Genomic DNA, 26964 nt, shown 5'->3' with positions numbered 1-26964 from the left:
AACCATCGAAATGAGGGGTCCCTTTTAGACGCCGATCACCCCGCTAACGGGGTCCTTTTTGCACGCCGATCCACACCGATGCATTGTCGTGTTCGACCCAAACGAGCGTCTTGGACATCAGGCGAATCCCATTTCCTTGAGCTTGGCAACCAGTGCGTCGACGTCCGGCACCTTGATGCCTGCCTGCCGCGCGGCCGGTTCGCTGACCTTGAGCGTCTTGAGGCGCGGCGCCGTGTCTATGCCGTAGTCGGCTGGGCTCTTGGTGGTGAGCGGCTTCGACTTGGCCTTCATGATGTTTGGCAGCGAGGCATAACGTGGCTCGTTGAGACGCAGGTCGGTCGTGACGATCGCCGGCAGGGCTAGTTTGACCGTCTCGAGGCCGCCATCGACCTCTCGGGTAACGTTGACGCTGTCGACCTCGACTTCAACCTTGCTGGCGAAGGTGCCCTGCGGCCAGCCCAGTAGGGCGGCAAGCATCTGCCCGACCTGGTTCGAATCGTCATCGATCGCCTGCTTGCCCAGGATCACCAGGCCCGGCTGTTCCTCGTAGGCGATGGCCTTCAGCAGCTTGGCAACCGCCAGCGGCTCCACCTCGTCGTCGGTCTGCACCAGAATTGCCCGGTCGGCACCCATCGCCAGCGCCGTGCGCAGCGTCTCCTGTGCCTTCTGCGGCCCGACCGACACAGCTACGATCTCGGTGGCAACGCCCTTTTCCTTGAGGCGGATGGCTTCCTCGACCGCGATCTCATCGAACGGGTTCATGCTCATCTTGACATTGGCCAGATCTACGCTCGTGCCATCCGCCTTCACCCGCGGCTTCACGTTGTAATCAATCACCCGCTTCACAGGGACCAAAATTAGCACGATCGGGTCTCCGTTTGTGCGTTGTCCATGACAGTCATCGTTAGCCATTCGGCGTTCAGTGCAGGTGAGTGTGAATTTTCAACCTCTACAGACACTAACGTCGTCGCAAGCCAGTTGCCGGGTTTGCGTTCACTCAAGTTTTTTAGCGTGAACAGCCCACGAATTCGGCTATCGACCCTCACCGGCGAAATGAAGCGCACAGCGTTGAAACCATAGTTCAGCGATATCCGCGCGCCGACAATATTTGGCATAACTTCATAGCACACCCATCACGCGGTCCGGTTCTGGACTGGCGATCGCATCGGGATGGCGTCGAGCAACGCCTGCCCCGGAGCCTTGGGGCTGCCATCGCCGTTGACGTAGACATAGAGTGTCGTGGTCGTAATCCCGAGCCGCCTGGCGACATCGGCCGCGACGGCACCCCGATCGGACATCGCCGCCATCGCCATCGTCAGCGTCGCCCGGTTCATCTTGCGCGGCCGACCGCCCATACGACCACGCGCACGCGCTGCGGCAAGGCCGGCATGGGTGCGCTCGGCAATCAGCTCGCGCTCGAACTCGGCGAATGCCGCGAAGATGCCGAAGGCGAGACGGCCATTGGCGGACGTCGTGTCGATCTGCGCGCCGGCATCGGCCAGCACCTTCAACCCGATCCCGCGCGACCGGAGATCCTCGGCGGTCGTGACCAGGTGGCGCAGATCGCGGCCGAGCCTGTCGAGCTTCCAGATGACGAGCGTGTTGCCCGGTTGCAGCGCCTTCAGGCAGGCGGTGAGACCTGGCCGCGCATCGTGCCGGCCCGATGCCAGATCCTCGTAAATGCGGGACGGATCGATGCCGACCGCGAGCAGCGCGTCGCGCTGCGGCTCCAGCGTCTGCGTGCCGTCCGACTTCGACACCCGGATATAGCCGATGAGCAATCCACACCTCGCCAGAAAAGATGATCGGCATGGTGCAAGATTGCGCTGGTTTTCACAACGGGTTTCCTTGCCATTGGCGCGAGGTCGAGGCCGGCATCGCGCGACCGCGAGAAAACCGTCCGTTTTTCTTGCGGGGCAGGCGCCGGCTTCCGGCGGTCGGGAGCCGCTACGGGGTTTCCATCCACGTCTGAATCCGTTCCGCCGTCGCCTTGAGCACCTGTTGCACCAAGGCCTGGGACGCGGGCGGTAAATCCGAGGACTGGAAGTCGGATACCAGTCGCGCGAGGTCGTCGGCCCAGAGGTGCATCATTTCCGTCAAGCGCCCGGCATGGTCGGCGTGGCCGCCATCGGCGGCTGCCTGAAGCTCGCGCTCCAGTTCGCCGGCGTCGCGCAGCACATGAACGAGTTTTGACTTCAGCCGCTCCGGCAATTCAGGCAGCTCGCCATGGGGATGGTTGCCGGAGGCCAACATGGCCTGGTTGCGTTCGGACATCTCCTCCATGATCCGGGCATAGCGCTCAAATCCCGGGAAACGCTCGCACAGGTCGCGTAGCGTCCTATCGCTGGTGCTGCCGTAGATGCCGTGCAGGTCCTGCATGTGGCCGATCATATGATTGGCCAGGGCGATCCCGGTGATACCCTGTGCCTCAAGCTGGCGGACACGCAGGTTGATGGCGGCGGCAATCCGGCTCGCATCGATCATCCCGCATCCGTCCCTTCCATTGCAACTCTCGTGAATACATCGCCTTCGATTGCAGGCAGCGCCGGATGATTGCAATCACCACGGTCCTCCAGGGCCGTGCGGACCGCACCGTGCCTGTGGCGACATTGTTGCTGCCGTCTTCGCGATCCTGCGCCGCTCGCTGAACATCTCGCGTCCGTCGCACGCAATGTGATTTGCGTCGCAACCAATGTGAGCCTCGCGACCCTGAACGTCTCATATAATCCGAGCCGGAAACCGCCCTCTATTGCAGTTCCCCATCATTGCGAGCCTATACAGCTATCAACAGATCGCCGGTGGGGAACAGGCGACAGGCAAGCGCAAACCCGGCTTCCCGATCAGCTTGCGAAACCCTTTCTGCGCTCATCTTTCCGGTCTTGTAGTCGCCATTGACAACCCTGATCCGGCAAATTCCGCACCCACCACCCCTGCAGCCAACACCGATGTCATCAGCTCCGCATCGCTCCATCGCGATCAGAACCGGTTCGTCTTGACCGCAGTCAAACTCCGCGCCACCGATAATACGGATCCGATGCAGCTGTCCCAAGGCGTTAATCCGACGTTCCGGCTTTGGCAGCCGCCTTCGCCGCGAAAGACTGACCTCCAACTGCAAAATGACCCGCGGGCATTTCGCGTAAAATGACTCGAACAGATTCACGCGGCGCTCCGATCGAACTGATCGCCGCGTCGGTCAGAGCCTGGATCAACCTCTCCTTGTCGTGGGCCGACCTCCCTTCAAGCATGTTGACCTCAATGATTGGCACTTACGCCTCCACCTGGAACATGACGGTGCCCAAGCCCTGGATCGTCGTGCGAACGGTCTGCCCCGGGGCAAGGTTCGGCGCGGCGGTAATACCGCCCGCCATGACGATATCGCCTGCGTTGATCTGCTCTCCCGCTTCGGCGACCAACCGAGCCGCCGCGACCAGCGAACGCAGCGGATGGCCGAGAATCGCCGCGGTCGAACCAACCTCCGTAACGAAACCGTTTATTTCGAGGATCACGCCCAGATTGGAGAAATCCTTGGCAGGATCATTCCATGGGCCAATCACAAGGCCGGAAGAGGAGGTATTGTCTGCAATCACATCGCAAAGAGAGAATTTGAAATTCTCATATCGGCTGTCGATAATTTCCATTGCCGGGGCGATCGCTTCCACTGCCGCCAAAGCTGCCGCAGCTGTTACTTTGCCCGACAGGGGTGCTTTCATGAGAAAAGCTACCTCCGGCTCGACCCGGGGATGGACGAAGCGCGCGCGCGACATCGTCGAACCCTCTTCGATCAGCATCGCATCAGTGAGGCGACCCCAGGCAACCTCATCAACCCCCACCTGCAGCATCTTGGCCCGACTGGTCAGGCCCATCTTGACGCCGATCCGCAGCTCTCCACGCGCCAGGCGGCGGTCAACAGACAACTTCTGGATCCTGTATGCGTCGGCCACACTCAACTCTGGATCGCTATGGGTCAGCTGTGGAGTCGCACGAGCGTTGAGCGCGGCACCGTCTAGAATTTCAGCGTATCTTTCAAGTCTGTCCATTACCATTTGCCTACGCTGCTCGCTCGGAGATGAGATCAAGAGCTACATCGACGATCATGTCTTCCTGCCCGCCGACCATGCGCCGTTTACCAAGTTCTAGCAGGATTTCGCGGGTATCGAGCCCATATTGCTCGGCTGCTTTTTCTGCGTGCCGAAGGAAGCTCGAGTAAACCCCGGCATAACCTAGACTGAGTGTCTCGCGATCAACCCGCACCGGACGATCCTGCAGCGGGCGAACCAAATCTTCCGCCGCATCCATCAGTGCCATGACATTGCAGCCGTGGTTCCAGCCCTTGCGATCGGCCGCCGCAACGAACACCTCTAGCGGGGCATTACCTGCTCCTGCACCCATGCCGGCAAGGCTGGCATCGATCCGGACTGCCCCTTCCTGGGCAGCGACGATAGAATTGGCGACACCGAGCGAGAGGTTGTGGTGGGCATGCATGCCGCGCTGGGTTTCCGGTTTGAGCACCCGTTCATAGGCGCGCAGGCGATCGCGCACCCCGTCCATGTCGAGCGCACCCCCGCTGTCGGTCACATAGACGCAGTGCGCGCCATAGCTTTCCATCAGCAGCGCCTGCTGCGCCAGCGCCTCCGCATCGATCATATGGCTCATCATCAGGAACCCTGAGACGTCCATGCCAAGATCGCGAGCGATGCCGATATGCTGCCTGGCGACATCGGCTTCAGTACAATGGGTGGCGACCCGCACCGAACGCACTCCCAGCGAGTAAGCCCGCCGCAGTTCCTCGACAGTACCGATCCCCGGTACCAGAAGCGTGGTCAGCACCGCGTTCTTGACGACATCGGCAGCGGCCTCGATCCATTCCCAGTCGGTATGGGCGCCGAACCCGTAGTTGAACGAGGTGCCGTTGAGGCCATCGCCATGCGAAACCTCAATCGCATCGACGCCGGCATCATCGAGCGCCTTCGCGATCGTGCGGACGCTGTCTGTGCCGTACATGTGCAGGATGGCATGCATCCCGTCACGCAGGGTGACATCCTGGATGTAGAGCTTGCTGGTTTCAGGATTGAAAGTCATGCTGCCGCCTTCTCGATTTGCTGTTGGGCGAGACGCTCGCCAGCCGCCTTGGCTGCGGCGGTCATGATGTCGAGGTTTCCGGAATATTTGGGCAGATAATCGCCCGCACCTTCAACCTCTAGAAAGACGCTGGTCTTGAGCCCCTCGAACTCGCCATAGCCCGGAATCTTCAAGGGGTGGTTCGAACCGAACCGCTCGAACTGCACTTCCTGCTTAAGCCGATAGCCAGGCACATAAGATTGGACGGTCTGCACCATGTCCTGGACCGAGGCTCGGATTTTGTCCTCATCGACTTGGTCGGTCAGCGTGAAGATCGTGTCGCGCATGATCATCGGCGGTTCGGCCGGGTTGAGGATAATGATCGCGCGTCCGCGGCCCGCGCCGCCGACCGCCTCGATCGCCTTCGCAGTGGTCCGCGTGAATTCATCGATATTGGCCCTCGTTCCGGGTCCGGCCGAGCGCGAGGACACCGAGGCCACGATTTCGGCATAATGGACCGGAGTAACGCGCGAGACCGCAGCCACGATCGGAATCGTAGCCTGTCCCCCGCAGGTGACCATGTTGACATTGCGGACACCGCTTTTGAGCGCGCCACCCACCGGCGGCACGAAGAACGGACCGATTGCTGCTGGGGTCAGGTCGACCACCAGCTTGCCGTCCTGCTGCAGAGCGGCGTCATGTTCCTTGTGAGCATAGGCCGAGGTAGCGTCAAAGACGACGCCGATCTCGGGATAGACCGGCAGCTTGCGCAGCCCTTCAATCCCTTCATGTGTGGTGGTCACGCCACGTTCACGGGCCATTGCCAGCCCTTCCGAAGCAGGGTCAATTCCGACCACTGCGGCAAGTTCTAGCATGTCAGAACCCTTGAGCAGCTTGATCATCAAGTCGGTGCCGATATTGCCCGAGCCTATGATTGCGCATTTCATCTTGGCCATCTTTTTGTCTTCCTGTTCCGTCGTCAGCCGGCGTTGGCAGCGAAGGCTGCACGCACCGTTCCGACACCATTGATTCTCGCTTCTACGACATCACCGCGATTGACCCCGGCCATCGGCCCCAAGGCGCCCGACAGGATTACGTCGCCTTCGAGCAGCGGCCGTCCTACCCGCGCCATGACCCTCGCCAACCACAGCGCTGCGGTTATCGGGCTGCCCAGACACGCTATCCCCGCACCGACGGAAATCGGCTCGCCCTTCACTTCCATCACCATTCCGCATGTGCGCAGGTCGAGCCCCTCAAGCTTGCGCGGGACCGCGCCAAGCACAAACAGCCCGCTCGAAGCATTATCGGCGACAGTATCCCAGATACGGATATCCCAGTTGGCCACTCGGCTGTCGACGACCTCAATCGCCGGCACAACATACTCGACCGCGCGGATCATCTCTGCCGTGGTGACGTCGGGATGCGGGAGGTCGCGGCCGACAACGATGGCGATCTCTGCCTCGACCTTAGGCTGGATGACCTGGTCGAGCGAGATCGGGATACCTTCGGATACGTCCATGTCAGCAAACAACATGCCGTAATCAGGCTGATCGACACCCAGTTGCCGCTGAACCGCGAGTGAGGTCAGGCCAATCTTGCGCCCGACCAAGCGCCGGCCATTTTCGAGGGAGTGGCGAGTATTGGCGTTTTGCACTTCATAGGCAGCGTCCAGGCCGCCCGCCGCAATGAGGTCGCGCACCGGCGCCACCGGTGTTCCGCTCGCCGCCGCGCCGCGCAGCATCTCAGCTGCCTGCTGGATAATTCTAGGATCAATCCTGGTTTCTATCGTCATGATCTTACAGCTTCACACAAATGTTTTCAGATTCGGTATAAAATTCGAGGCTGTGTCCGCCGCCCTCCCGGCCGATGCCTGAATGTCCAGATCCACCAAAAGCGGTCCGGAGATCACGGAGGAACCAGCAATTGACCCAGCACACGCCAACCTGCATCGCTGCAGCGACACGGTGCGCCCTCGAGAGATTCTCTGTCCAGACTGTCGCACACAAGCCGTAATCGGTGTCATTGGCCAGAGCGATCACCTCGCCTTCGTCATCGAAGGGGATGACCCCGCAGCATGGACCAAAAATCTCCTCGCGCATCACAGAACTCTCGTGTGGCAGACCCGTCCACAGGGTCGGTTCAACATAGAAGCCGCCTGCTTCAGCGCCCTCAATCCGGGGAATCCCGCCGCCGGTGACGACATTAGCACCTTCAGCGACCGCTCGCGCATAGAAGCCAAGGACCTTTTCCTGGTGTTCCGCGCTGATCAGCGGGCCAAGATAGTCTGGGTCGCCGATAGCCCCGGGCTTGAACGCCTTGGCAGCAATCGTCATACGCCTGACAAATTCGTCGAACAAGGGCCGCTCGACATAGACCCTTTCTGTGCCAAGACAGACCTGCCCGGTATTGAGGAACACAGAGCGAGAAATACCCTCGATCGCCTTGTCGAGATCGGCGTCTGCAAAAACGATGGCGGGATTCTTGCCGCCGAGTTCGAAAGAGATATCGCGGACGCCGACTGCTGCTTTTTGCATGATCGCTTGCCCCGTACCGGTCTCACCGGTGAAGGTGATGGCATCAACGTCCTTATTGGAGGTCAGGAATTCCCCGGCCGATCCTGCGCCAAACCCGTGAACGACATTGTAAACACCTTCAGGCATTCCCACAGCATTCATAACTTCGCCCAGCAGTGCTGCGGTCCGCGGTGTCTCCTCCGAGGGCTTGACGACGACCGTGTTGCCGCACGCAAGCGCCGGACCGACCTTCCAGGTCATCAGCAGCAGCGGGAAGTTCCACGGACAGATTACCGCGACAACGCCCTTTGGCTTACGCACCACGTAGTTGATTGCCTGGCTGCCGTCGGGGGTCGGGGTGATGAAGGACTCTGCGGACATGGTTGCAATCACGTCGGCGAACATTCGGAAATTTGCCGCACCCCGTGGAATGTCGATATGCGAGGCTATTTGACGGGGCTTGCCTGTATCGGCAACTTCGGCCTCGAGGAAATCTTCGGCACGCCGCTCTATCTCGAAAGCGACGGCGGTAATCAGCTTGACCCTTTCAACCGTGGTCATCCGGCCCCATGGGCCGCTGAGCGCCGCCTTGGCCGCCGACACCGCATCTGCCACGTCGCTCTCGCTCGCTTCGTGGACGAGGCCTGTCTGCTGCCCGGTGGCAGGGTTGACATTGACGAACGTCTTACCCGCGCTGCCCTTGCGAAAGGAGCCGCCAATAAAGTTCTGGATGGTATCGGTGACGGGAAGGGACATGATGTGATGATCTGCCTTTGTGTTGACTATGCTAATTGGCAGGACTCGGCAGCTAATTGCTGCGTTGCGCGGATGGCGGAGACGCCGGCATTGGCGCAGGCAATATCCTGTTCCTCGGTCGCCCCGGAGACCCCGATCGCTCCGACACATTCACCGCCGATCTCGATCGGCAGCCCCCCGCCGAACATCGCGATCCCCGGCTGTGCGGTAATCCCGCTGCACAGCGCCGGATTACCAGATACCATCCGATAGAGTTCGGGGCCTGGCATCCGGAAACTGGCGACGGTATAGGCCTTGTCCTGGGCGATCTGAGTGGATGGGAACGGGGCTCCGCTGGCACGCAGAAATGCAACCAGTTCGCCCCCAGCACCAATGACCGCGGCGGCGACCGGACAACCAAGTTCCGTGCCTTTTGCGACAGCGGCCGAGACTGCGTCGGCCGCCAAACCATGGCCAATCGTCTTGATCACTGCCAGGCCGTCCATGATCAGGTGTTCACCGTCATGAAGCGATCATGGAGCGCCTTTTCATAATAGAAGATCGCCTTCCCGGCATTCTCGGCCTGCCACATCCGTCGGGGGTTATCGGGATAGTAAATATAGCCGCCACAGAACGTTTCGTTGCGATTGCCAGAGGGATCAAAGAAGTAGATCGTCTGTCCTCGAGTTATCCCGTGGCGCGTCGGGCCGATATCGAGCGAAATATCGTAACGACTGATGATGTCAGCCGCGTGTCCAACGTCGTGCCAAGATTCGAGGTTGAAAGAGACGTGGTGAATCCGACCGTTTTCCGGATAGCCCAGGAACGCGACGTCGTGCGCCTTGTTGCTGCATGACAGGAATATCCCGAGGCGTGCACCCGAGCTTTCGTCAACGAGCTCCTCGGTCACCGAGAAGTCAAGCGCCTCAACAAAGATTTTGGCGCTCGCAGAAATATCTATGCCATTCAGCGCGCAATGGTCAAAACGGGTCGCCCGCATGCCACGTGGCTCAGCAATCCAGACGTCGGGATTACGCACCGCTGGTCCGGTGTCAGACAGTTGCATTTCTGCATATAGGTCGAACACATGACCGGTTGGCGTGTTGAAGCGGATTTTTCGCCCGACCCCGGGATCCTCACCGGCAGGTATGACATCGACATGGACGTCCAGATCGAGAAGACGCTCGGCAAAATGATCGAGATCGCCATCCTTGGCGACCTTGAACGCCATCCGGTCGAACCCGGCCGATTCCGCTTCACGCAGGATTATGCTATGACGGTCAAACTCGTCGAACGCCTGAAAGAAGGCCCGCCCGCCTTCAACGCCCACCAGGTTCAAACCAATCCGGTCACGATAATGCTGGATCGCCTCGTTGAGGTCCAGAACCCGCAGCTGCACATAGCCAGGGCGAATCACTCCGGTCAGAGCCACTTCAGTTCTCCTTGTTTGATCAATTTTGTAACAAAGTTTGGATAAACTCAGGGTCGTCGTGGAGCTTAACACCATTACCACCCTCTGCTCATCATGGGAACTCTCTCATAGCCAAAAGAATTAAAGAATTTGTGCCCGACGTCTAGAAGGTTAGCCTGTAGCCAATAGAAATATTGTTCTGAGAATGCGTGATGCTAATCGGCTGTGAGGTGTTGGGCAAGCCATCGTTCGATACTCTTTCTTTGAAGGCGTGCGAATATGCGAAGTCGATCGCATGGCGTTTGCCAAGTTTATAGGTCATACCAGCAGACGCATGATATTTTGGGATACCTGGAACAATCGCCAAGAGTGTGGCTCCCGGCGTTGCTTGAGAAGCAAATCGGCCACCCGCGCGGAACGTCATAGGTCCCATTTCGTAGGCCCCGCCAATTGCCACAATGTCTTGGTTTCTGTAGTTCTGTGGCAGGAGAACGTTGATATCCCCACCGGCGTCGGCTTCAAATCCGACATCGATATTCTTCATCGCATGTTTCCAGAACGCGCGTTGATACTCAGCCGTGATCAAGAACTGAGGGCCAAATCTCTGGGTGATCCCTATGGAAAGCCGCGCAGGCATCTGAAAGTCGCGGACCCGGATCTTACCGGCGAGCGGGATCTGCCCGGCGACGGTAGACACTGCCGTCAGTGTCGCACGACCTTTCAGATCTGCAACGTTGGTTTCGAAATTATATGCGCCCCCGATCGTAGTGGAAGGCGTGAGCTTGTAAGTAAAGCCGAAACGCCCTCCCAGACCCCAGCCGTCAACGCCGTTAAGCAAGAAACTATTCCGGGTTAAGCCAAAATGCACTGCATCGAGTCCGGGAATTCCACCAAGTACCGGACCGAGGCTACCGGAGACTCTCCCGCCGCCTATCAACGATCCAACCTGATCGGCTTGGAGTTGCTCGTTAAGGTTCAGACCGATCCAAACCGCATCGATCGAGCCGCCAATCGTCAATCGGTCGTTTACTTTGACGCTCACCGCCGCAGGAATATCAAAAGCGAACATGCGGCTCGAGATGTCCAAACCCGTCGGCGCACCCGAAAGTCCGTTGGAAAGAAAGCTGTTCTTGCCATATTCGACGCCAAGCCCACCCTGCGCAAAGGCACCGACCCCGAATGTGAATTTGCCCGAGCGCCTGATATACGCTAGCTGCGGCGCAAAATATGGCCCGCGATTACGTGAATGCGTGCGTGAGGCAGCTTTCGCTCCGGTAATATTATCATAGGCGTTGACATCTGGTGCTATCATGTCGAGGCCGATGAGCAGCTGAGAATTCGAATCGGGATCCTGACTGTCTGTAGAGAGTGATAGAGTTGCTGGATTGCTCATGATACCAGCAGGTCCCACGTCAAGCGAGACAGCAGCTCCGCCCAAACCGCGCGAGATCGCGCCATACCCCTCCAGTGTAAAAGTTTCGGTCGCCCATGCTGGCGATGCTGATCCAGCTGCTATAAGCCCCAGTGCAGTCATAATTTTAAGTTTCATATTCCCTCTCCCATTTTCTCTTTTCTCACCGTAAGACATAAGACTAGGGGCGACTGAGTATTGTCATGTCGACATCAAACTTGTCGTTGAACGTGGGCAACGCCGTCCCAATATCTGCGAACCTGACTCGTGACTGAAGTAAGCTTCAGGTTGCAGGCCGTCTTTCGCGCAACGGTGGCATCCTCCCCTTTGTCCCCGAGGCATATCTGGAAGCTGGCGTTGGGATTGCGGGCCTCCTCTTTGTTGGGGTTTGATGACGGACGCCGGGATCATCCCTGCGGCGGCGTTACCTCCTAAAACTCCGGCTACGCCGGCATTCTCAGAACTGGCTTCAACGTGGCCCCAGCTTCGGAGTCGGCCGCTGCCTGATTGATCTGATCAAACTCGTAAAACGTGATCAACTTATCGAAGGGAAATTTGCCCTGCTCATAGAGGGAAATCAGCCGAGGAATGAAAATCTCGGAGTTTGCTTGGCCTTCGATGATGCCTCTGAGCTTTCGGTTGAACAGCAGGAAGTTGATATCCACCGCAAGCGTGGTGCCCATGGGCGGCGCGCCGACGATGCCGATCTCGCCGCCTATACACGAACTGGCGATCGCCTGACCGAGGACGACGGGAATACCGCTGGTCTCCAGGGCGTAGGCGACTCCGCCTGGGCAGATTTTCGCAATTTCCGCCACCGGATCGCTGTTCCCGGCGTTGATCACGTGAGTAGCACCGAATTCGGTGGCGAGGTTCAGCCGATTCTCCTTCACATCGACCACGATGATCGTAGTGCAGCCGGCGATCACCGCAGCCATCACGGCCGAGAGGCCCACCGCGCCCGCGCCGAAGATCGCGATGGCAGATCCGGCGGTGGGATTGAGCGCGTTCAGCACCGATCCCGCGCCGGTCTGGATGCCGCAGCCCAGCGGCCCTAGAATTTCGAGTGGCACGTCCTTGCTTACTTTAATTGTGTTCCGCTCGTAGGACAGCGCATGGGTGGCGAACGATGACTGCCCGAAAAAGCTTGCGCCCAACTCGCCGTCGTCGTGGTCGTGAATGGTGCATTCGCCCCCCACACCGCGGCCCATGAAGTTCGGCAAGAATGAGTTCGCGCAGCTTGTCGGGTCACCGGATACGCATGCCTCGCATCGACCGCAGGTATAAAACGTCAGCACCACATGGTCGCCCGGCGCGACCTTGGTGACGGAGCTGCCAACTTTCTCGACCACGCCCGCGCCTTCGTGGCCGAACACCATCGGCAGCGGCACGGGATAGTGCTGGTCGCGGCAGATCAGGTCCGTATGGCAGAGTCCGGTGGCGACCAGCTTGACCAGGATCTGGTCGTCGGCCGGTTCGTTCAGCCTGGCGTCTTCGAGCAGGAAGGGTCCGCCCGATTGGCGCACGACAGCGGCTTGGATATCCATGAGAGACTTCCTTGTGTGGTTGTGAGTCTTAGAACGCAGCGGCTTGGCTCTTGTCGAAGAACCTGTCCGCGAAGATTCGCTCGGGCGTCAGCCCGGCTTTCAACAGAGCCGACTCGGCGGCGTCCACCATGGGCGGCGGGCCGCAGAGATAGGCCTGTGCGCGGTCGATGTCCGGGATGGTCTGTATATAGTCGGTTACCAATCCTCGCAGGCCGGTCCAGGAGGACTCAACAGGCTCTGCCGATAGGATCGGGGTGAAGGTCATCTCAGCCTCCCAAGAGTTCCTTAATGCCTCAAAGGCGTCCAGACCGTAAATGTCACGCTCAGTCCGCGCCCCGAAGAGCACGGTGACTGGACGTCGCCGCGCCTCCCCAGCCGCGCCCTCGAGCATGCATTTGATCGGCGCGAGGCCGCTTCCGCCAGCGATACAAACGATAGGCGATGCTCCGGGCTTGAGGCCGAACTGGCCGTAGGGTCCCCTCACTGTTACCGTCTGACCCACTCTCGACGCAGCGAACAGCCAGCCGGTGAATTGTCCCCCGGGCACCAGCCGCACGTGGAAATGCACGCTGGCGTTAGAGGCATGGGCCGGATTGGCGAAGGAATAACTCCGCGCCGTCGCCACGCCATCAACCAGCAGTTCGGCGTACTGGCCGGGCTGAAAGCGGATCGGCTCGTCCAGGTCGACCCTCAACTCGACGATGTCGTGCGTCAGATGGATCTGGCTCGCCACTCTTCCGCCGATCTGGACGATGGGATAGGTCCGCTCCAGCGCCGTGTCGAGCGTGATCGTCAAATTGGTTTTGGGCAGAGTCTGGCAGGCCAGTCGGTATCCGGCCTGAAACTGCTCCTGAGTTAATCCCATCGCCGAAGAGGTCAGCTCCGATATCTTGCCGCCATCGAGACGATAGAGGCATGTTCCGCAAGTCCCGACCTTGCAGTCGTGCGGAAAGCCGAACCCCTGCACCAGTGCCGCCTCGAGTAAGGTTTTTCCCCGCGCGACTTCAATGACCACACCTTGGTCGGTCACAGTTACGGTCATCGGAGGCTTGGATTTGAGAATTCTGAACACGGCGATCCTGACTATCAATCGTTGATGCTACGAGGCTGGCAGCGGCGATCGTTCATGAGTCCACTGTGGCCATCCAGCCTTGGCATTGGCCTGCTGCGCCAGTTCCCTTTCACTCGGGCTTGCGAACCTAGTATCCCAGTCTTTCAGCTTCGGCTTGGCAATCAGGTTGAACCAGAGCGGCGGAATGAGGCCGAGCGCGAAACACAGAAAGAGCGACGGCATCTGGGGCGCCTGGGGCTCGGGGCGGAGCTGGTAGAAGGGGGTATGCCCGTCGAGGTGATGGTTGATGTGGTTGGTAATTTCGCAGCCGAGCGGACGGACCACAGCCCCCAGATGGTTCCAGGCGTGATGGATTTTGATCGGCGCGCCTTCGACCCGGATGAGCCCATAGTGCTGGAAATAGTTGAACCCCTCGACCAGGCCCTTGGCCATGATCATGGCCAGGAGGGTGGCGGCCAGGGCCAGGGGACCCGCTGTCAGGCCGACAACGAGCGGGAGCAGCAGTAGCAAGGCTATCTGTTGATAGGTGCGGTTGCGCAGATCCCATGCCGACCGCCCCTGACGGCGTTGGGTTTCTGCCTCCTGATGCACGGCGTCGGAATATGAGCCGACCGTCGCCTGGATGATGAAGGCATAGATACTCTGGCCGCGCCGAGGCGTGTCACTGTCGCGATGAGTATCAAGCTCCAGATGGTGGGTCGTCACGTGGGCGATGTCGCGATTGGGGTCGCCGAAAAAGGTCGACAGACCTTGGGCGAAGCGCCGCGGGAGCCAGTGTCGGCGGTGCATCAATTCATGCGCAACCGGCAGGGTGGGAACTCCGCTGAGCCAGCCGATGCTCAGAACTGCGCCGATGAACTGGGCGGGCGAACTCAAGTCGATATGGCCTTGATTGACCCCGCTGATGAAGGCCGCATAGAGCCCGAGCATCAGCGGCAACTGTAGATAAAGCGGAAAATCGGCGGCAAAACCGAAGCGAATCCGCCGCATAGCCGTGTCCGACGGCAGGATGATGTCCAGCGTCATAAGGGCCAGAAACGTAGAGGCCCCGAGCCAGACCCACGGCCCTCCCATAACAAACCCAGCGATTCCGACTGTCGTGACCAATGGAGTCACATAGTATCTCAGTGCATCCATTTTAAATCTCCTCTCGAGTGCCTTCTTGAACTTCGTTTACACGGGCCATGCTCGATTGTTCTTAAAAGGGATAGATAACCGGCTTTTCGACGAGGCTGATCCACTGCGCCTGTGTAAACTCATCGATGCTCGCGGGTCCGCCGAAACGCCCGCCGCTTCCCGACGCGCCCATGCCGCCGAAGGGCACCTGGGGCTCGCAGTTGATCGGTTGGTCATTGATGTGGACCATGCCCGTCTTCAACCGCTTGGCCAGCGCCAACCCACGGGCCGCCGACGCTGTGTGGATCGACGCGGCTAAGCCGTATTCGCTCCCGTTGGACAGGGCGATGGCCTCGTCCTCAGTATCGAAGACAGTGATAGGCGCCACCGGACCGAAAATCTCCGACTGGAAGGCTGACATCTCCGGCGTGACGCCCTTGAGCACCGTGGGCTGATAGAATCGACCTTCGTGGACGCCGCCGGTGAGGAGCTCAGCCCCGGCCTGAATCGAGCCAGTCACTACCTCATGCACCCTGGCGACTTGGCGGTCGTTGATCAGCGGACCGAGATGGGAAGGTCCAGCGTTGGGATCGCCGACATGGAGAGCACCCGCACGCGCGGCCAGTTTGGCGGCGTACTCATCGACAACGCTGCGATGCACCAGGTGACGACCGGCCGCCATGCAGACCTGACCCTGATGCAGGAAGCTGCCCCAGGCCGCACAACTGGCTGCGCCGTCCAGGTCTGCGTCGGGCAGTACGATGTGGACGTTGTTCCCGCCCAGCTCCAAGGCGACCTTCTTCAACATCCCGCCACAGATCTCCGCGATCGAGCGGCCAACGGGGGTGGATCCGGTGAATGAGATCATCGCCACATCGGGATGCCGGACCAGCGCGTCTCCCGTCTTGGCCCCGCCCGGCAACACGTGGAGGACACCATCCGGCAGTCCGGCTTCCTCGAAGATTTCCGCGATCAGGACGCCGCCTGTGACCGCGCTCTGCAGGTCAGGCTTCAGCACCACGGCATTGCCGAGCGACAGGGCAGGGGCGACCGACCGCATCGCCAGGAAGAGCGGAAAGTTCCATGGAGCGATGACACCGACCACGCCTAGCGGCACGCGATGCCAAAGGTTCGTTCGGCCCGGCACGGAGGATGGAAACAGGCTGCCGTTGGGCAACGCCGCAAGGGCAGCTGCCTGTTGCATTTGTTCGTAGGCGATCCCGACCTCATACTCGCCTTTCGCCGGGATCGAGCCGCATTCACGCGTATTCCACTGCACGAATTCCGCTGCGCGCCGCTTAAGCACCTCAGCCGCGGTCCGGATAATGGCGGCCCGTTGATCGAACGGCGTGGCAGCCCAGGCCTCTTGGGCTGAGCGCGCGGACACTACAGCGGCGTGAATGTCCTTGGCGTCGGCGATGCCGATTTGGCCGAGGACTTCACCGGTCGCCGGCTCGACGACCTCTGCAACGCCGCCAGAACCCGCCGACCAGCCATGGCTAAAGAATTTACCGGTCCAGGCGTTGGATTTGATAGGCGTGTTCATGGACGTACTCCCGTTCTAGATTTTGGCAGGCGGTGTGTCTGCGGGCCCGTTGGGTTCGAAGATGACCTTGAGCGCGTCGCCACGCAGGGCCGCGTCGAAACCCTTAAGGGCATCGGAAATTGGCAAGCGATGGCTTACGAGCGGCAGAAGGTCGACGTGACCGTCGATGAGTAGCCGGGTGGCTGTTTCCCAGGAGCTGAACAGCCGCCGGCCGTGGAGGCTCCGGACGACTAGGCCCTTGAAGAGCCACCGATCGAGATTGACGGGAACCGGTTCGGAAGGCACCCCCAGAAGGCGTAATTCGCCCCCGTGAGTGATCAGGGGCTCGAGCGCGTCGATCGAGCCGGCCTGGGCCGAATAGTCGATCGCGACGTCCATCCCGCGACCACGCGTCAGTTGGGTCACTGCATGCGCAGCCGAGCCTTTGGACACATCGATAGTTACATCAGCGCCCATTGTCTCGGCAGCCCGCAAACGTAACGGATTGATATCCAGCGCAACGATGCGATTAGCGCCGAGAGCCTTGGCGACAGCGACATTCATCAGGCCGATTGGTCCGCAGCCGCTAATGAGGACATTCAGCCCCGATACGCCGCTGCCCTCCTGGCTGGCGTGAACGGCGATGCCGAATGGCTCCATCATCGCAGCCTGGAGCGGACCAACATCGCCCGGCACCGGAAACAGAACCTGCTCCGGCAACATCACATGGGACGCGAAACCACCGTGGAAATCCACCCCCGGATAACGGGTGTTGGGGCAGACGTGACTCCAACCTCGATTGCAGGTGTAACAACGGCCGCAGGGCAGATGGCTCTCGACACTCACGCGATCGCCGACCGCCACGCGGGTCACACCGGGGCCGATTGCCTCTACCACGCCACTGATCTCGTGTCCGAGGACCGTGGGCAGCATCATCCGGTGCGCGAAGCCGCCCCATTTATAGATCAGCAGATCCGTGCCGCAGATGCCGGCTGCCTCGACCCGAAGGCGGACGTTCGAGCCGGTCGGCTCACCGAGCGACAGGACTTCCTGGACGGTGATACCGCCCGGCACCGGTTCAGTCTTGCAGATGGCTAGCATGGCTTAACCTTTCGACACGGCGTGAGAATGATCATATCGAGTAAATGTCCATCACCGTCGGGATGATATCGTTCATCACGACGGTCTTTTTGCTTTTGATCTTAAGCTCGTCTTCAACCTTGATGAGTATATATTCAGACCGGCCGAAGAAGTGGTTCAAAACACCGCTACGATTAATGTGCACGATCCAAGCAGTCTTCACCGCGATTCCCGTCGCACCTTGGTCAATCAGGACGTTCGACGTCATGTGACACGTGCGCGGCAGTGGCACCGACGCGGCCGACCGTTCCGTTCTCAGACGAAAGACGCGATCCTCGAGGCCGCTCCGGTTCGAATAGTAAATCAGTGACATTTCCCCTTGGGGATCGCTCGTCAGGACGTGCTCGGAATCCCACGCAGGGACCCAGTACTCCACGTCCTCGGTGAACAGGCCGAGCCAGGCGTCCCAGTTCTTGTCGTCCAGAGCCTGGGCCTCGCGTGCAATAAGGTCCTGAACGGCGTGGCGAAGCGTCTCATCGACCATCACGCTTGCTCCCCTTCATCGGCCATCAACTGCGCCCAGCGGGCGTGTTGCGCGACGAATATGCCCTCATCCTCGATTTTCACACCGCTCCTCCCCGGCGTAATACCAAGGCTTGTTGCCAGGGCATCCGGCCCATCGATCTCGTGGGCAGCACCGCGGGACATCTCGCTCCAGCGCACCGCAGTGTGGGCGTTGCAGCCCTTCTGAGATTCGCCGAACTCGGTGAGATCGTCGGGCGTCGCCATGCCGCTGGCGTTGAAAAAATCTTCATACTGACGAATCCGGTGCGCGCGAGCAGTCGCCTCCTCCCCGACCGGGGCGAAGCAGTAAATGGTCACCTCGGTCTTGCAGACCGACAGGGGCCGGAATATCCGGATCTGACTGCTCGTCTGATCCATCAAGAACATATTGGGATAAATGAGCAGGTTGCGCAGTCGCCCGACGGCCCATTCCGCCTTCTCCTCGCCCATCCGCACCTTGAGTTCTTCTCGGACCGGATAAAGAGGCCGATCCTGAGGGTTGGTCCAATCGGACCAGATGATCGTATGTCCGTTGTTGAGATCGTAGAAGCCGCCGCGAGCGTTCGGCAGGTCGCCGACATTCATTGCCTTAGTCTTCTGGCCGACGCTCTTGGAGGCGGCGCGATTCAGCTGGGTCTCGACATAGTTGGCATGCACGGACGCCACATGATAGCCATCCACGCCATTCTCGGCCTGCAACTTCCAATTGCCCTCATAGGTATAGGTCGAAGAGCCCTTGAGGACTTCGATGCCTTGCGGCGACTGGTCGACGACGATGTCGATGAAGGCTTTGCTGTCTGCGAGATAGTCCTCAAGCGGTTCAACCGCATCGTTCAGGGACGCGAAAAGAAAGCCTCGGTAGTTCTCCAGGCGAAGCCGGCGCATCCCCAGCTTGTCCTTGTCGAACCCTTCGGGATAGCCCCCAGCAACCTCATTCATTGGAGCCAAAAGACGGCCGTCGTCATTGAAAGCCCAGCCATGAAACGGGCAGACGAAATTGGCCGTCGAGCCCTTGGAGGTGCGGCACAATGTGGCGCCGCGATGCGGGCAGATGTTGGCGAGGGCGTTCAGCTGGCCGGACTTGTTGCGATTAATGATGACCGGCACCCGTCCGACCCAGGTCGTCAAGAAATCCTTGGGGTTCGGGATCTGACTCTCGTGGGCGACAAAAACCCAGACCTTCTCCCAAATTTGCTTGAATTCGCGCTCAAAAAGTTCGGGATCCGAAAATATTCTCCGATCGACGCGACGCGTCCCCGATGCGTCGTGGTCGATGAAGTTGTCTTTCATTCCGGCGCCATACATTCAACTTCTCCTATTATCTCGCGAGATTCTTGTTCTGATCTCGCTCAGTCCAGCGCCGCGAAAACCCATCCGTCGCGAATCTCAACCTCATAGGTCGCGATCGCTATGCTGCAGGGATATTTGCAGGGACGTCCCGACCGGACATCGAAAGATCCGCCGTGAAAAGGACATTCTATGGTGCCGTCGGAAAGAAGCTCGCCATCGGACAATGATGCCTCTCCGTGCGTGCAAGTATCTGCGGTTACGAAATATTCGCCGTCCAAATTATACACGGCGAGCGGTTCACGTCCCGGCACATTGACTTGAACCACACAGTCGGGGTCGACGGCACTGACGACAATGAGCGGCGAGAAAGCGTCGGCTTCACTTCTCTCACTTTTTGGCAAAGTATTCATATTCATCCTCTCTAGAGCTACACTGTGCCTAGAATTAAGTTGTATGGCGGTCCCGAAAGACCCGATCATCTCGCCAATGCCCCTCGAGCCGAACTTCATGCCCGGCAGCACCGGCCATAGGCCATCGTCGTAAGCGCCGGAGCTTGATTGATGGCCTATGGCCGTCATCGGAGATCACTCATCCAGGAACTCCTCGACCAGTCTCGAGAACCGCGCGGCGTGCTCGATCTGCGTCCAGTGGCCACAGCGACCGAACACGTGCAGCTGTGAATCCTCGATCAGGCTGTGAAGCCGAAGAGATGTTGCCAAAGGGATGACCCTATCATCCCGACCGTGCACGATCAGGGTCGGATGAGGCAGCCTGGCGATATCATCCTCCGCGCTGGCGAGACTGCTCACCCACCTCTGCCGTGGCGCCGGGAACATGGATGAGAACGCTTCCTGGACTCCGGGCTGAATACTCGCCCGATAGCGAAGGGCCGCGAGTTCGTCGTTCACCAGTCCGCGGTCGTAGGCGAAAAAGTCCATGACCCTGCGCATGTTGGAGATCGACGGCTCATAGCCCCAGATCGCATCGAGACCTTCGGTGATTTCGAACTGCACGCCCACTGATCCCATCAGAACCAGACGCCGGACCCGATCCGGATGACGAATCGCCAAAGCCAAGGACAGGGCGCCGCCGAATGAATTTCCGACAATGTCAGCCTGCTCGATGCCCAATTCGTCTATAAACGAGAGTATTTGGCGTAGCCATGTCTCGAGATTGTAAACAATGCCCTCTGGCCTTTCGGTGAATCCGAAGCCGACCATGTCAGGGGCGATGACTCGTCGCGAGCGGGACAGCACAGGCAATATCGGCCGCCAGTTCGCCCAGGCACTGACGCCAGGCCCGGATCCGTGGATCAACAGCACTGGTTTGCCTACGCCTTCGTCGTGAAAATTCGTCCTAATCCCATCGGCGACCACATCCCGACCGATCTCGCTGTTCGAAATCACCGACATGCGAAGCCTCTCCCCATGGTGGGCGACCATGGCGATAGGGTGCTCGGCCCTTTCCGGCTGAGAAAAATCCTCGTCAGGCTGTCCACGACGCCTCTCCCATTTTTGTCTGCACCGTTTTCCCGTGCAGCCTTTGGACGCTAATATCGATTTTTTGACATGTCAACGAATTTTTGCCAGATCATCGAAACTGCATCGAAACCGGTATAAATGTTCAAACACGCCGTTTTTGGTTATATGCATTCGGTTTGATTTTGAGACGAGCGAGATGACGATGACATCGGTCGAATATGACATTTTTGCCCTCGAAGCTTCCTGTCTGCATGGGAACAGCGCGCAGGGGGGAGCAAAGACGGCTGTCGAAGCGGCCTACAGCATGCTTCGCCGGCACCTCATCAATGGGCGTTACCCACAAGGTTCCCGGCTGAAGCTTGATTATCTCAAGTCGGCCTACGGTGTCAGCGGGAGCACCGTGCGCGAAGCGTTGACGAGGCTGATCGGCGACCATCTCGTCATCTTCGAGGGGCAAAAAGGTTTCAGCGTCGCGCCAATGTCGCTAGCGGATCTTGATGATCTTACGATCGCCAGGACAACTCTTGATTGCGCCGCGATCCGGGAAAGCATCGCCCTTGGCGACGACGAATGGGAAGCGCGACTGATCGCAGCCTTTCATCGACTGACAAGGGCCGAAGAACGCCTGGTGGTTGATCCTTCGGGCGCGTTCGACGATTGGGAACAACGTAACAAGGCCTTCCACGAGGCCCTGCTCGCGGCCTCCACGTCAAAATGGCTCGAGCGCCTCAGGGATATCCTCTTTCACAACACCGAGCGCTACCGACGACTTTCCGCGACCCAGGGGCCTCCGCCGACCAGTGTCCACGCCGAGCATTCCGAAATCTTCGAGGCAGCCTTGGCGCGCGATGCGGACCGAGCCGTTAAGGCGCTTGAGGAACACCTTCAGCGGGCGCGCAAGGTTATTGGCGACAACAGACTGCTGCTGGGATGAAACTGGGATGAAAAATGAATTTCACGCTGTCCGGGGGGCGGGTATGACCCGAACCGATTTTTCGGTCGCCATCGTGGGGGGCGGCGTCGCTGGCCTCTCCCTCGCGTCAGAACTGGCGAAGCGCGCGCCCGATCAGTCGGTCGTCGTCCTTCAGGACGAACCCCATGCCGCCTATGACCGACCGCCGCTGTCCAAGGCTTTCCTGCTCGACGGCGATACCGACGCGATCGCCCTGATGCTGCCTGATATGGAGCGCGTGGACGTCCGGTCGGGAGTCCGCGCCGAAGCTGTCGACGTTGAAGCGCGATCCGTCGCGCTTTCGACGGGCGGCTCGCTGACCTTTGGCCAATTGATCTTTGCGACCGGCGCCCGTGCGCGATCCCTCCCGTCCCTCGCCTCCGGCGCTCTCCCTGTCTGCAAGCTACGCGGCCTCGATGACGCCCGCGCCCTAAGAGGCCATCTTTTCTCCGGGAGCCGACTCGTGATCGTTGGCGGCGGGATCATCGGCCTAGAAGTCGCCGCGACGGCCAGGACGATCGGTGCCGAGGTCACCGTTGTGGAGGTCTCGTCGGCGCTGCTCAGCCGCAGCGGGTGCCCGCAGTTGTCGATTTTTCTGCGAGATACCCATGAACAGCAGGGAGTGAAATTTCACCTCGGTCGAAGCGTTGCCTCCGTCACGGCGGACAGCATAGTCCTTGATGATGGCGTGCGCATTCCGGCCGACGTCATCCTCGTCGCCGCTGGCGTCATCCCCAATACGGAACTCGCTGCCGCGGCGGGCGCGGCGTGCGACAACGGCATCCTCGTGGACGATCTGGGCCGCACGTCCTTGCCGAATATCTGGGCGATCGGTGACTGTAGTCGAGCCTGGTGCGAAGAGCAGCGGACCCATGTCCGCTCAGAAACTTGGACGCGCGCGCGGGAACAGGCGGTCGTCGTGGCGATGGCCTTATGTGGACAGCCAACGGCGTCGGCATCGGAAGCGCCCGCCTACTACTGGTCCGATCAGTACCACCTGAAGATCCAGGTAGCGGGGTCGCCCAAGGGAGAACTCAACGTAGTGAGGGGCGATATGTCAGCCGACAGCTTCAGCATCCTGCACTTGGCTGGCGGGCGGCTGGTCGGCGCTACGGCGATCAACGCCCCGCGTGATTTGGGATACCTGAAGAAAATCATTCGTTCCCGCCAAGCCATCGACGTCGAGGTTCTCGCAGACCTCTCGACGGACCTGAAGGTCCTCACTTCCCGGAAGGCCGTCAACGCCGCCTCCTGACGGTGCGAGATGCCTTCCTTCTGATCGGATTTCTGCATGTATATCCTTGCCTTCATTCTGCTTTCCGCGGTCGCAGCGTTTGGCACGGGGATGGGCGTTGCACTCGCGCGTCATCGTTCCTTTCCCTCGTTCTTCGGAGCGGCTCATGGCGGCTTCGCGGCGGCATCGGTCCTGTTTCTGCTGGTGACCATCCTGCGCGACGTCACACCCCCGACCCAGGCCTGGTGGGCCTTGGGGGTGTTTGGAGCCGCTCTGGCGGGAGGGCTGACCCTGTTTCGACTTATCTTTCGCGGGCGCGCGCCGACGTTCTATGTCATCGCCCACGGGGCATTAGGCTCGATCGGCCTAGTGCTCCTCGCCAACGTGGCCTTTTTCCAACAAGCCTGACGAAGTCGGTGCCGGGGTACTAAACGGGACGACAATTGTCGCCCGGCGAACCGGCCATCATAATTGTCGCCGTCCAATTCGGCATCGATCCGACAGAGAACGCGGCGCCTTGTGGCGGCGGACCTGACCTTCGAGAAAGGACCGATCCTCGACGCCCAGTACAACCAAATCCGCTTGTCTGCCTGCCATCGTCAATGCCCCTGCCTGTCCGACAAAGGCTTATACAATGAAGCTTATTTCAGTTCCAGATGACTAGACTCGATTTCTGATCTCGACTTTGTACGATTAGGTAGCGAAGCATAGTGCTTGAGCCATACGTACGAGGCGGGTTGTCGGAATATAGTGCGGTTCTCGGTGCGGCGGGGAGTGTTGATTAATGTCGCCGATCCAGAGTTGGAGGCGGACGGCTCCGATGGCGTCACTGAATGTTAGGCTGGTTTTTCGATACCAGGCGGCGGAATAAGGGGTGCTTTTAGTGGCCAACAGATCGCAGGCCCATAGCGATATAAGGCTGTAGAGACCCAGCAGCGCCGGCGTGGTTCGCGCTATGGCTTTGTCGGTCCACTGGCGCTGTGTTTCGACACCCAGGTGAGCACGGGTTTCTGCAAAGGTGACCTCGATCTGCCATCGGCGGACGTAGAGGGCGATTATCTCGGCGGGCTCGAGGGTGATGTCGGTACTGAAGAAGGCCTGCGGGCCGCGCTTTCCGTCAGGATCGCGAACCAGGACCCAGCGGACCGGCAAGACCGGTGTGCCGGGCCTGTACCATAAGGCGATGTCAGATGTGATCTCGAGCGTCTTGCCGTTGAGATGGCCATACCAGGCAGAGACGAGAATGCTGGTCCAGCGTGTCGCCGGGTTGGCGAGCAGGGTCTTGAGTTTTGGTAATGCTCGCCCTTTCTGCGCCGGTCGCCCCATCGTGCGTGCCGTTCGCCCCGCAGGCTGTGTAAACAAGTTGGCGTCGAGCCGCAGCCGGCTGATGAGCGTTGCCCGAGGCGTAATGGCATGTGCCAGTTCGTGGACAGCAAAGCTGCTGTCGCCAATGAAGACGATCCGACGACCTGGCAGCCAGCGAGACAGCTGCAGCGCGCCCTGCCGGGCCCAGTCGGTCAGCAATTTATGACGACAGCCGCGTTGACGGTTCGATCGTTCCGAAGGAGCGAGCAACGTCAAGACTGGCAGTGCCTTGATCAGGCGGGTCCATGACACCGGGGTGAGCACCATGAAACTGAGCCACCGCAGCCCACTGGCCTTTACGAAATGGCCGTGACTGGATCGGACAGGGTCCCGGTATATGCCGCGCGCGGCGATCCGACGACCCCATCGCCGCTCAATGGTGTCGTCCATGCCAATGACAACGGGACCATCTGGCACGAGCCGTTCGACCACAATGCCGAGCAGTCTCCTGGCAACCGCACGGGAGCTCCAACGGGCGCGGTTGAGGACCTGGTGATAGGTGGCAAAGTTGGCAGCATGGGATCGGCCGGTCACACGCAGGCAGGACGTAACGGTCCGTTTGCCCGTGGCCAGCAGGCCGCCCATCACAAGAACAAGTACATGCTCCCAACTGGGGGCAGTGAAGCAGGGGCGCCATACCTGCATCCATTGGCGCAGGATCTGGGGGACGGCATCGCCGATAACGGCCTTGTTCTGGTCCAACATCCCATGCTTCGAATCCTAACTGAAGCACGTTGCAACGCTTGGGCTGTTGCCATGCGGCAAGTTGAATCGGATACGCTGTGACCTGAAGGCAGCTATGGATGCTCCATGAAAGACGACGAAATCATTCTACGCATCGAAACGTTTGATGCAGCCAACGGCGGTGGCGTGGGATGGTACGAGGACAAAGGCGCTTACCATCTCTATCTGCTGGAAACCGACGCGCCGATCGCCCGCCTCAAGCCTGTCGGCACGCGCGACGAAGTCAGGCTCGGCTACTGGTCACACCGGCGAAAATGGGAAGATATTGACGATATGGGCGGATGCGTCTTGCCACTCGATCAGGCCCTCGACCACATCGCTGAAAACAGCATCTTCTGGACTTGGACCTGACCAAAAACGTACAAAGTCGAGCTGATTGATTGAATCGAAATGGGATACCCAAGCGGGGTGAGTTCTGATTCAACCTGCTGGCTGGGGATGGAGGCCAGCGGGGATGGCGAGACCCTATTCGAATGATCTTCGGGAGCGAGTGGCGGCGGCGGTAGCGTCTGGTCGGAGCTGCCGGGAGGTAGCGTCGCTGTTCGGGGTGAGCGTTGCGAGCGTGGTGAAGTGGTCTCAGCGCCAGCGGGCGACGGGAACGGCGGCATCGCGTCCGATGGGAGGTCACCGCAAGCGTCTGCTTGAGCCGCACCGGGCATTGGTGATCGGCCGGGTGAAGGCCGTGCCCGACATCACGCTCAAGGCGCTGGTGGCGGAACTGGCCGAACAGGGGATCGCGACCAGCACGGTATCGGTATGGCGGTTGGTGCGCTCGGAAGGGCTGCGCTTCAAAAAAAACGCTGTTCGCCGTCGAGCAGTTGCGGCCGAAGATCGCCAGGCGGCGCGAGCAGTGGAAGAAGTATCAGGGCCGGCTTGATCCCCGGCGCCTGGTCTTTATCGACGAGACTTGGGCCAAGACCAACATGACGCCGATCCGGGGTTGGGCGCCGCGCGGGCAAAAACTCATCGCCCGCGCACCGTTCGGGCATTGGCGCACGCTGACCTTCCTTGCAGCGTTGCGCCATGACCGGATCGATGCGCCGTGCGTCCTCGACGGACCGATCAACGGCCTCAGTTTCACGGCCTGGGTCGAGCAGTTCCTCGTGCCCACGCTCAAGCCGGGCGACGTTGTCATCATGGACAACCTGGGCAGCCACAAGGGGCAGCCTGTCCGCAAGGCAATCCGCTCGGCCGGAGCAAGGCTGCTGTTCCTGCCACCCTACTCGCCGGATCTGAACCCGATCGAGCAGGTCTTCGCCAAGCTCAAGCTGTTGCTCCGAAAGGCAGCCGAACGATCCGCCGAGGCAACTTGGCGCCGCATCGGCACCCTACTCGACGCCTTCCCCCCACACGAATGCGCCAACTATCTCAGAAACTCCGGATACGCTTCAACCTAAGTGGAAACGAGTCTAGGGTGAGGACGCGCAGGCCGATGCCGCGATCCGACAGACTTTGCACCGTGCTGACCAAGTGGGTGAGCGTTCGCCCCAGACGATCGAGCTTCCATACAACCAGGATATCACCGTCGCGCAGAGATTTGAGGCAGGCGGCGAGGCCTGGCCGATCGTCGCGGCTGCCGGATGCGCGATCATCATAGACATTGTCCGTCACCACCCCGGCGGCGTGCAGGGCATCGTGTTGCAGGTCGAGGGACTGAGAACCATCGGATTTGGACACACGGGCGTAGCCAATCAGCATGGATCACAAACGAAGGTTTGAGATGTGGCGCTAAAATGGCACGCGAAAGCCGATTTTGTTGTTCCATAACCCGTATCACAATCAACGTGTCGCATAGGTTTGCACTCAATGCTCAGATTCGGGCCTTACCGTAGGATTCCGCCCCCTTCCGCAAACGACCCCTCTTAG

The 26964-nt window shown here is 59.9% G+C and carries 28 protein-coding genes and 1 pseudogene; 5 read left to right on the top strand and 24 right to left on the bottom strand.

The window, feature by feature from the left end; all coding sequences use genetic code 11:
* Nucleotides 1–117: 117 nt before the first annotated feature.
* The 22 genes from WFP78_RS21690 to WFP78_RS21585 form a co-directional block, all read right to left on the bottom strand.
* Nucleotides 118–864 carry an electron transfer flavoprotein subunit beta/FixA family protein gene (locus tag WFP78_RS21690; protein ID WP_336966490.1) on the bottom strand — a complete coding sequence of 249 codons (747 nt, stop codon included), beginning with the start codon at nt 862–864 and terminating at the stop codon, nt 118–120.
* 269 nt (nt 865–1133) lie between these two features.
* Complete coding sequence (locus WFP78_RS21685; protein ID WP_336966488.1) at nt 1134–1781, bottom strand: recombinase family protein; 648 nt, start codon at nt 1779–1781, stop codon at nt 1134–1136.
* A gap of 166 nt (nt 1782–1947) precedes the next feature.
* Nucleotides 1948–2484 carry a hypothetical protein gene (locus WFP78_RS21680; RefSeq protein WP_336966487.1) on the bottom strand — a complete coding sequence of 179 codons (537 nt, stop codon included), beginning with the start codon at nt 2482–2484 and terminating at the stop codon, nt 1948–1950.
* Nucleotides 2485–2773: 289 nt separating this feature from the next.
* Nucleotides 2774–3049, bottom strand: a complete 276-nt coding sequence (locus tag WFP78_RS21675) for a 2Fe-2S iron-sulfur cluster-binding protein (RefSeq protein ID WP_336966486.1) — start codon at nt 3047–3049, stop codon at nt 2774–2776.
* 4 nt (nt 3050–3053) lie between these two features.
* The gene (locus tag WFP78_RS21670) at nt 3054–3245 is read right to left on the bottom strand and encodes a tautomerase family protein (protein WP_336966494.1); all 192 of its coding nucleotides are present in this window, start codon (nt 3243–3245) and stop codon (nt 3054–3056) included.
* A gap of 21 nt (nt 3246–3266) precedes the next feature.
* Nucleotides 3267–4037: a 2-keto-4-pentenoate hydratase gene (locus WFP78_RS21665; protein ID WP_336966485.1), complete on the bottom strand. Its 771-nt coding sequence runs from the start codon at nt 4035–4037 to the stop codon at nt 3267–3269.
* A gap of 10 nt (nt 4038–4047) precedes the next feature.
* The gene (dmpG, locus tag WFP78_RS21660) at nt 4048–5079 is read right to left on the bottom strand and encodes a 4-hydroxy-2-oxovalerate aldolase (protein ID WP_336966484.1); all 1032 of its coding nucleotides are present in this window, start codon (nt 5077–5079) and stop codon (nt 4048–4050) included.
* Nucleotides 5076–6014 (bottom strand): acetaldehyde dehydrogenase (acetylating), encoded by a 939-nt coding sequence (locus tag WFP78_RS21655; RefSeq protein WP_126849548.1) that lies wholly within the window; start codon nt 6012–6014, stop codon nt 5076–5078. Before WFP78_RS21655 ends, dmpG begins: the two co-directional genes overlap by 4 nt.
* Nucleotides 6015–6037: 23 nt before the next feature.
* Nucleotides 6038–6850, bottom strand: coding sequence for a fumarylacetoacetate hydrolase family protein (locus WFP78_RS21650; protein ID WP_336966483.1), 813 nt, complete (start codon nt 6848–6850; stop codon nt 6038–6040).
* A 4-nt stretch (nt 6851–6854) separates the two neighbouring features.
* Complete coding sequence (locus WFP78_RS21645) at nt 6855–8327, bottom strand: 2-hydroxymuconic semialdehyde dehydrogenase (protein WP_336966482.1); 1473 nt, start codon at nt 8325–8327, stop codon at nt 6855–6857.
* 26 nt (nt 8328–8353) lie between these two features.
* A complete protein-coding gene (locus WFP78_RS21640) occupies nt 8354–8812 on the bottom strand; it encodes a GlcG/HbpS family heme-binding protein (protein WP_336966481.1) in 459 nt (152 codons plus the stop codon).
* A 2-nt stretch (nt 8813–8814) separates the two neighbouring features.
* The gene (locus WFP78_RS21635; RefSeq protein ID WP_336966480.1) at nt 8815–9738 is read right to left on the bottom strand and encodes a catechol 2,3-dioxygenase; all 924 of its coding nucleotides are present in this window, start codon (nt 9736–9738) and stop codon (nt 8815–8817) included.
* A 142-nt stretch (nt 9739–9880) separates the two neighbouring features.
* Complete coding sequence (locus tag WFP78_RS21630) at nt 9881–11266, bottom strand: OmpP1/FadL family transporter (RefSeq protein ID WP_336966479.1); 1386 nt, start codon at nt 11264–11266, stop codon at nt 9881–9883.
* Nucleotides 11267–11571: 305 nt separating this feature from the next.
* Nucleotides 11572–12675, bottom strand: coding sequence for an NAD(P)-dependent alcohol dehydrogenase (locus WFP78_RS21625; RefSeq protein ID WP_336966478.1), 1104 nt, complete (start codon nt 12673–12675; stop codon nt 11572–11574).
* Nucleotides 12676–12703: 28 nt separating this feature from the next.
* Nucleotides 12704–13717, bottom strand: coding sequence for a 2Fe-2S iron-sulfur cluster binding domain-containing protein (locus tag WFP78_RS21620; RefSeq protein WP_336966477.1), 1014 nt, complete (start codon nt 13715–13717; stop codon nt 12704–12706).
* 57 nt (nt 13718–13774) lie between these two features.
* Nucleotides 13775–14773, bottom strand: a complete 999-nt coding sequence (locus tag WFP78_RS21615) for an alkane 1-monooxygenase (RefSeq protein WP_336966476.1) — start codon at nt 14771–14773, stop codon at nt 13775–13777.
* 172 nt (nt 14774–14945) lie between these two features.
* Nucleotides 14946–16409, bottom strand: coding sequence for a benzaldehyde dehydrogenase (locus WFP78_RS21610; RefSeq protein WP_336966475.1), 1464 nt, complete (start codon nt 16407–16409; stop codon nt 14946–14948).
* 15 nt (nt 16410–16424) lie between these two features.
* Nucleotides 16425–17489 carry an alcohol dehydrogenase catalytic domain-containing protein gene (locus WFP78_RS21605; protein ID WP_336966474.1) on the bottom strand — a complete coding sequence of 355 codons (1065 nt, stop codon included), beginning with the start codon at nt 17487–17489 and terminating at the stop codon, nt 16425–16427.
* A 31-nt stretch (nt 17490–17520) separates the two neighbouring features.
* On the bottom strand, nt 17521–18012 hold the full coding sequence (locus tag WFP78_RS21600) for an aromatic-ring-hydroxylating dioxygenase subunit beta (protein ID WP_336966473.1): 492 nt from the start codon (nt 18010–18012) through the stop codon (nt 17521–17523).
* The gene (locus tag WFP78_RS21595) at nt 18012–19322 is read right to left on the bottom strand and encodes a Rieske 2Fe-2S domain-containing protein (protein ID WP_336966472.1); all 1311 of its coding nucleotides are present in this window, start codon (nt 19320–19322) and stop codon (nt 18012–18014) included. The genes WFP78_RS21600 and WFP78_RS21595 overlap by 1 nt, the downstream gene beginning before the upstream one ends.
* Before the next feature lie 59 nt (nt 19323–19381).
* The gene (locus WFP78_RS21590; RefSeq protein WP_336966471.1) at nt 19382–19732 is read right to left on the bottom strand and encodes a non-heme iron oxygenase ferredoxin subunit; all 351 of its coding nucleotides are present in this window, start codon (nt 19730–19732) and stop codon (nt 19382–19384) included.
* Nucleotides 19733–19906: 174 nt separating this feature from the next.
* Nucleotides 19907–20734 carry an alpha/beta fold hydrolase gene (locus WFP78_RS21585; RefSeq protein ID WP_336966470.1) on the bottom strand — a complete coding sequence of 276 codons (828 nt, stop codon included), beginning with the start codon at nt 20732–20734 and terminating at the stop codon, nt 19907–19909.
* A 265-nt stretch (nt 20735–20999) separates the two neighbouring features.
* Here WFP78_RS21585 and WFP78_RS21580 point away from each other — a divergent pair, with 265 nt between their 5' ends.
* The 3 genes from WFP78_RS21580 to WFP78_RS21570 are packed head-to-tail and all read left to right on the top strand — an operon-like array spanning nt 21000 to nt 23397.
* Nucleotides 21000–21737 carry a GntR family transcriptional regulator gene (locus WFP78_RS21580; RefSeq protein ID WP_336966469.1) on the top strand — a complete coding sequence of 246 codons (738 nt, stop codon included), beginning with the start codon at nt 21000–21002 and terminating at the stop codon, nt 21735–21737.
* 7 nt (nt 21738–21744) lie between these two features.
* Nucleotides 21745–23010, top strand: coding sequence for an NAD(P)/FAD-dependent oxidoreductase (locus tag WFP78_RS21575; protein WP_336966468.1), 1266 nt, complete (start codon nt 21745–21747; stop codon nt 23008–23010).
* A gap of 36 nt (nt 23011–23046) precedes the next feature.
* On the top strand, nt 23047–23397 hold the full coding sequence (locus WFP78_RS21570; RefSeq protein WP_336966467.1) for a hypothetical protein: 351 nt from the start codon (nt 23047–23049) through the stop codon (nt 23395–23397).
* A gap of 285 nt (nt 23398–23682) precedes the next feature.
* On the opposite strand, the gene WFP78_RS21565 is transcribed toward WFP78_RS21570, so the two are convergent.
* On the bottom strand, nt 23683–25059 hold the full coding sequence (locus WFP78_RS21565) for an IS701 family transposase (protein WP_336966466.1): 1377 nt from the start codon (nt 25057–25059) through the stop codon (nt 23683–23685).
* 105 nt (nt 25060–25164) lie between these two features.
* Here WFP78_RS21565 and WFP78_RS21560 point away from each other — a divergent pair, with 105 nt between their 5' ends.
* Together WFP78_RS21560 and WFP78_RS21555 are read left to right on the top strand one after the other, a co-directional pair.
* Nucleotides 25165–25449, top strand: coding sequence for a hypothetical protein (locus WFP78_RS21560; RefSeq protein ID WP_119750773.1), 285 nt, complete (start codon nt 25165–25167; stop codon nt 25447–25449).
* Between the two features lie 103 nt (nt 25450–25552).
* Nucleotides 25553–26495 (top strand): IS630 family transposase gene (locus tag WFP78_RS21555; protein ID WP_310305604.1). Its coding sequence is split into 2 segments (ribosomal slippage): nt 25553–25888 and nt 25890–26495, totalling 942 coding nucleotides; the frame shifts between segments, so codons are not numbered across the junction.
* 16 nt (nt 26496–26511) lie between these two features.
* Here the strand turns inward: WFP78_RS21555 and WFP78_RS21550 are convergent.
* Nucleotides 26512–26796 (bottom strand): annotated as a pseudogene (locus WFP78_RS21550) (recombinase family protein); the annotation flags it as partial.
* Nucleotides 26797–26964 lie beyond the last annotated feature (168 nt).

This window comes from Sphingobium aquiterrae, assembly GCF_037154135.1.
GTDB lineage: Bacteria > Pseudomonadota > Alphaproteobacteria > Sphingomonadales > Sphingomonadaceae > Sphingobium > Sphingobium aquiterrae.
The sequence above is the reverse complement of the archived record's forward strand: the minus strand, read 5'-3'. Positions and strand labels throughout refer to the sequence as shown.

What these genes read in the sequence shown, in the direction of transcription:
- WFP78_RS21680 (WP_336966487.1), bottom strand. Translation starts at nt 2,484, where the DNA reads ATGATCGATGCGAGCCGGATTGCCGCCGCCATCAACCTGCGTGTCCGC.
- WFP78_RS21670 (WP_336966494.1), bottom strand. Translation starts at nt 3,245, where the DNA reads ATGCTTGAAGGGAGGTCGGCCCACGACAAGGAGAGGTTGATCCAGGCT.
- WFP78_RS21665 (WP_336966485.1), bottom strand. Translation starts at nt 4,037, where the DNA reads ATGGACAGACTTGAAAGATACGCTGAAATTCTAGACGGTGCCGCGCTC.
- dmpG (WP_336966484.1), bottom strand. Translation starts at nt 5,079, where the DNA reads ATGACTTTCAATCCTGAAACCAGCAAGCTCTACATCCAGGATGTCACC.
- WFP78_RS21655 (WP_126849548.1), bottom strand. Translation starts at nt 6,014, where the DNA reads ATGGCCAAGATGAAATGCGCAATCATAGGCTCGGGCAATATCGGCACC.
- WFP78_RS21650 (WP_336966483.1), bottom strand. Translation starts at nt 6,850, where the DNA reads ATGACGATAGAAACCAGGATTGATCCTAGAATTATCCAGCAGGCAGCT.
- WFP78_RS21645 (WP_336966482.1), bottom strand. Translation starts at nt 8,327, where the DNA reads ATGTCCCTTCCCGTCACCGATACCATCCAGAACTTTATTGGCGGCTCC.
- WFP78_RS21640 (WP_336966481.1), bottom strand. Translation starts at nt 8,812, where the DNA reads ATGGACGGCCTGGCAGTGATCAAGACGATTGGCCATGGTTTGGCGGCC.
- WFP78_RS21630 (WP_336966479.1), bottom strand. Translation starts at nt 11,266, where the DNA reads ATGAAACTTAAAATTATGACTGCACTGGGGCTTATAGCAGCTGGATCA.
- WFP78_RS21625 (WP_336966478.1), bottom strand. Translation starts at nt 12,675, where the DNA reads ATGGATATCCAAGCCGCTGTCGTGCGCCAATCGGGCGGACCCTTCCTG.
- WFP78_RS21620 (WP_336966477.1), bottom strand. Translation starts at nt 13,717, where the DNA reads ATGACCGTAACTGTGACCGACCAAGGTGTGGTCATTGAAGTCGCGCGG.
- WFP78_RS21615 (WP_336966476.1), bottom strand. Translation starts at nt 14,773, where the DNA reads ATGACGCTGGACATCATCCTGCCGTCGGACACGGCTATGCGGCGGATT.
- WFP78_RS21610 (WP_336966475.1), bottom strand. Translation starts at nt 16,409, where the DNA reads ATGAACACGCCTATCAAATCCAACGCCTGGACCGGTAAATTCTTTAGC.
- WFP78_RS21605 (WP_336966474.1), bottom strand. Translation starts at nt 17,489, where the DNA reads ATGCTAGCCATCTGCAAGACTGAACCGGTGCCGGGCGGTATCACCGTC.
- WFP78_RS21600 (WP_336966473.1), bottom strand. Translation starts at nt 18,012, where the DNA reads ATGGTCGATGAGACGCTTCGCCACGCCGTTCAGGACCTTATTGCACGC.
- WFP78_RS21595 (WP_336966472.1), bottom strand. Translation starts at nt 19,322, where the DNA reads ATGAAAGACAACTTCATCGACCACGACGCATCGGGGACGCGTCGCGTC.
- WFP78_RS21590 (WP_336966471.1), bottom strand. Translation starts at nt 19,732, where the DNA reads ATGAATACTTTGCCAAAAAGTGAGAGAAGTGAAGCCGACGCTTTCTCG.
- WFP78_RS21585 (WP_336966470.1), bottom strand. Translation starts at nt 20,734, where the DNA reads ATGTCGGTGATTTCGAACAGCGAGATCGGTCGGGATGTGGTCGCCGAT.
- WFP78_RS21580 (WP_336966469.1), top strand. Translation starts at nt 21,000, where the DNA reads ATGACGATGACATCGGTCGAATATGACATTTTTGCCCTCGAAGCTTCC.
- WFP78_RS21575 (WP_336966468.1), top strand. Translation starts at nt 21,745, where the DNA reads ATGAAAAATGAATTTCACGCTGTCCGGGGGGCGGGTATGACCCGAACC.
- WFP78_RS21570 (WP_336966467.1), top strand. Translation starts at nt 23,047, where the DNA reads ATGTATATCCTTGCCTTCATTCTGCTTTCCGCGGTCGCAGCGTTTGGC.
- WFP78_RS21565 (WP_336966466.1), bottom strand. Translation starts at nt 25,059, where the DNA reads ATGTTGGACCAGAACAAGGCCGTTATCGGCGATGCCGTCCCCCAGATC.
- WFP78_RS21560 (WP_119750773.1), top strand. Translation starts at nt 25,165, where the DNA reads ATGAAAGACGACGAAATCATTCTACGCATCGAAACGTTTGATGCAGCC.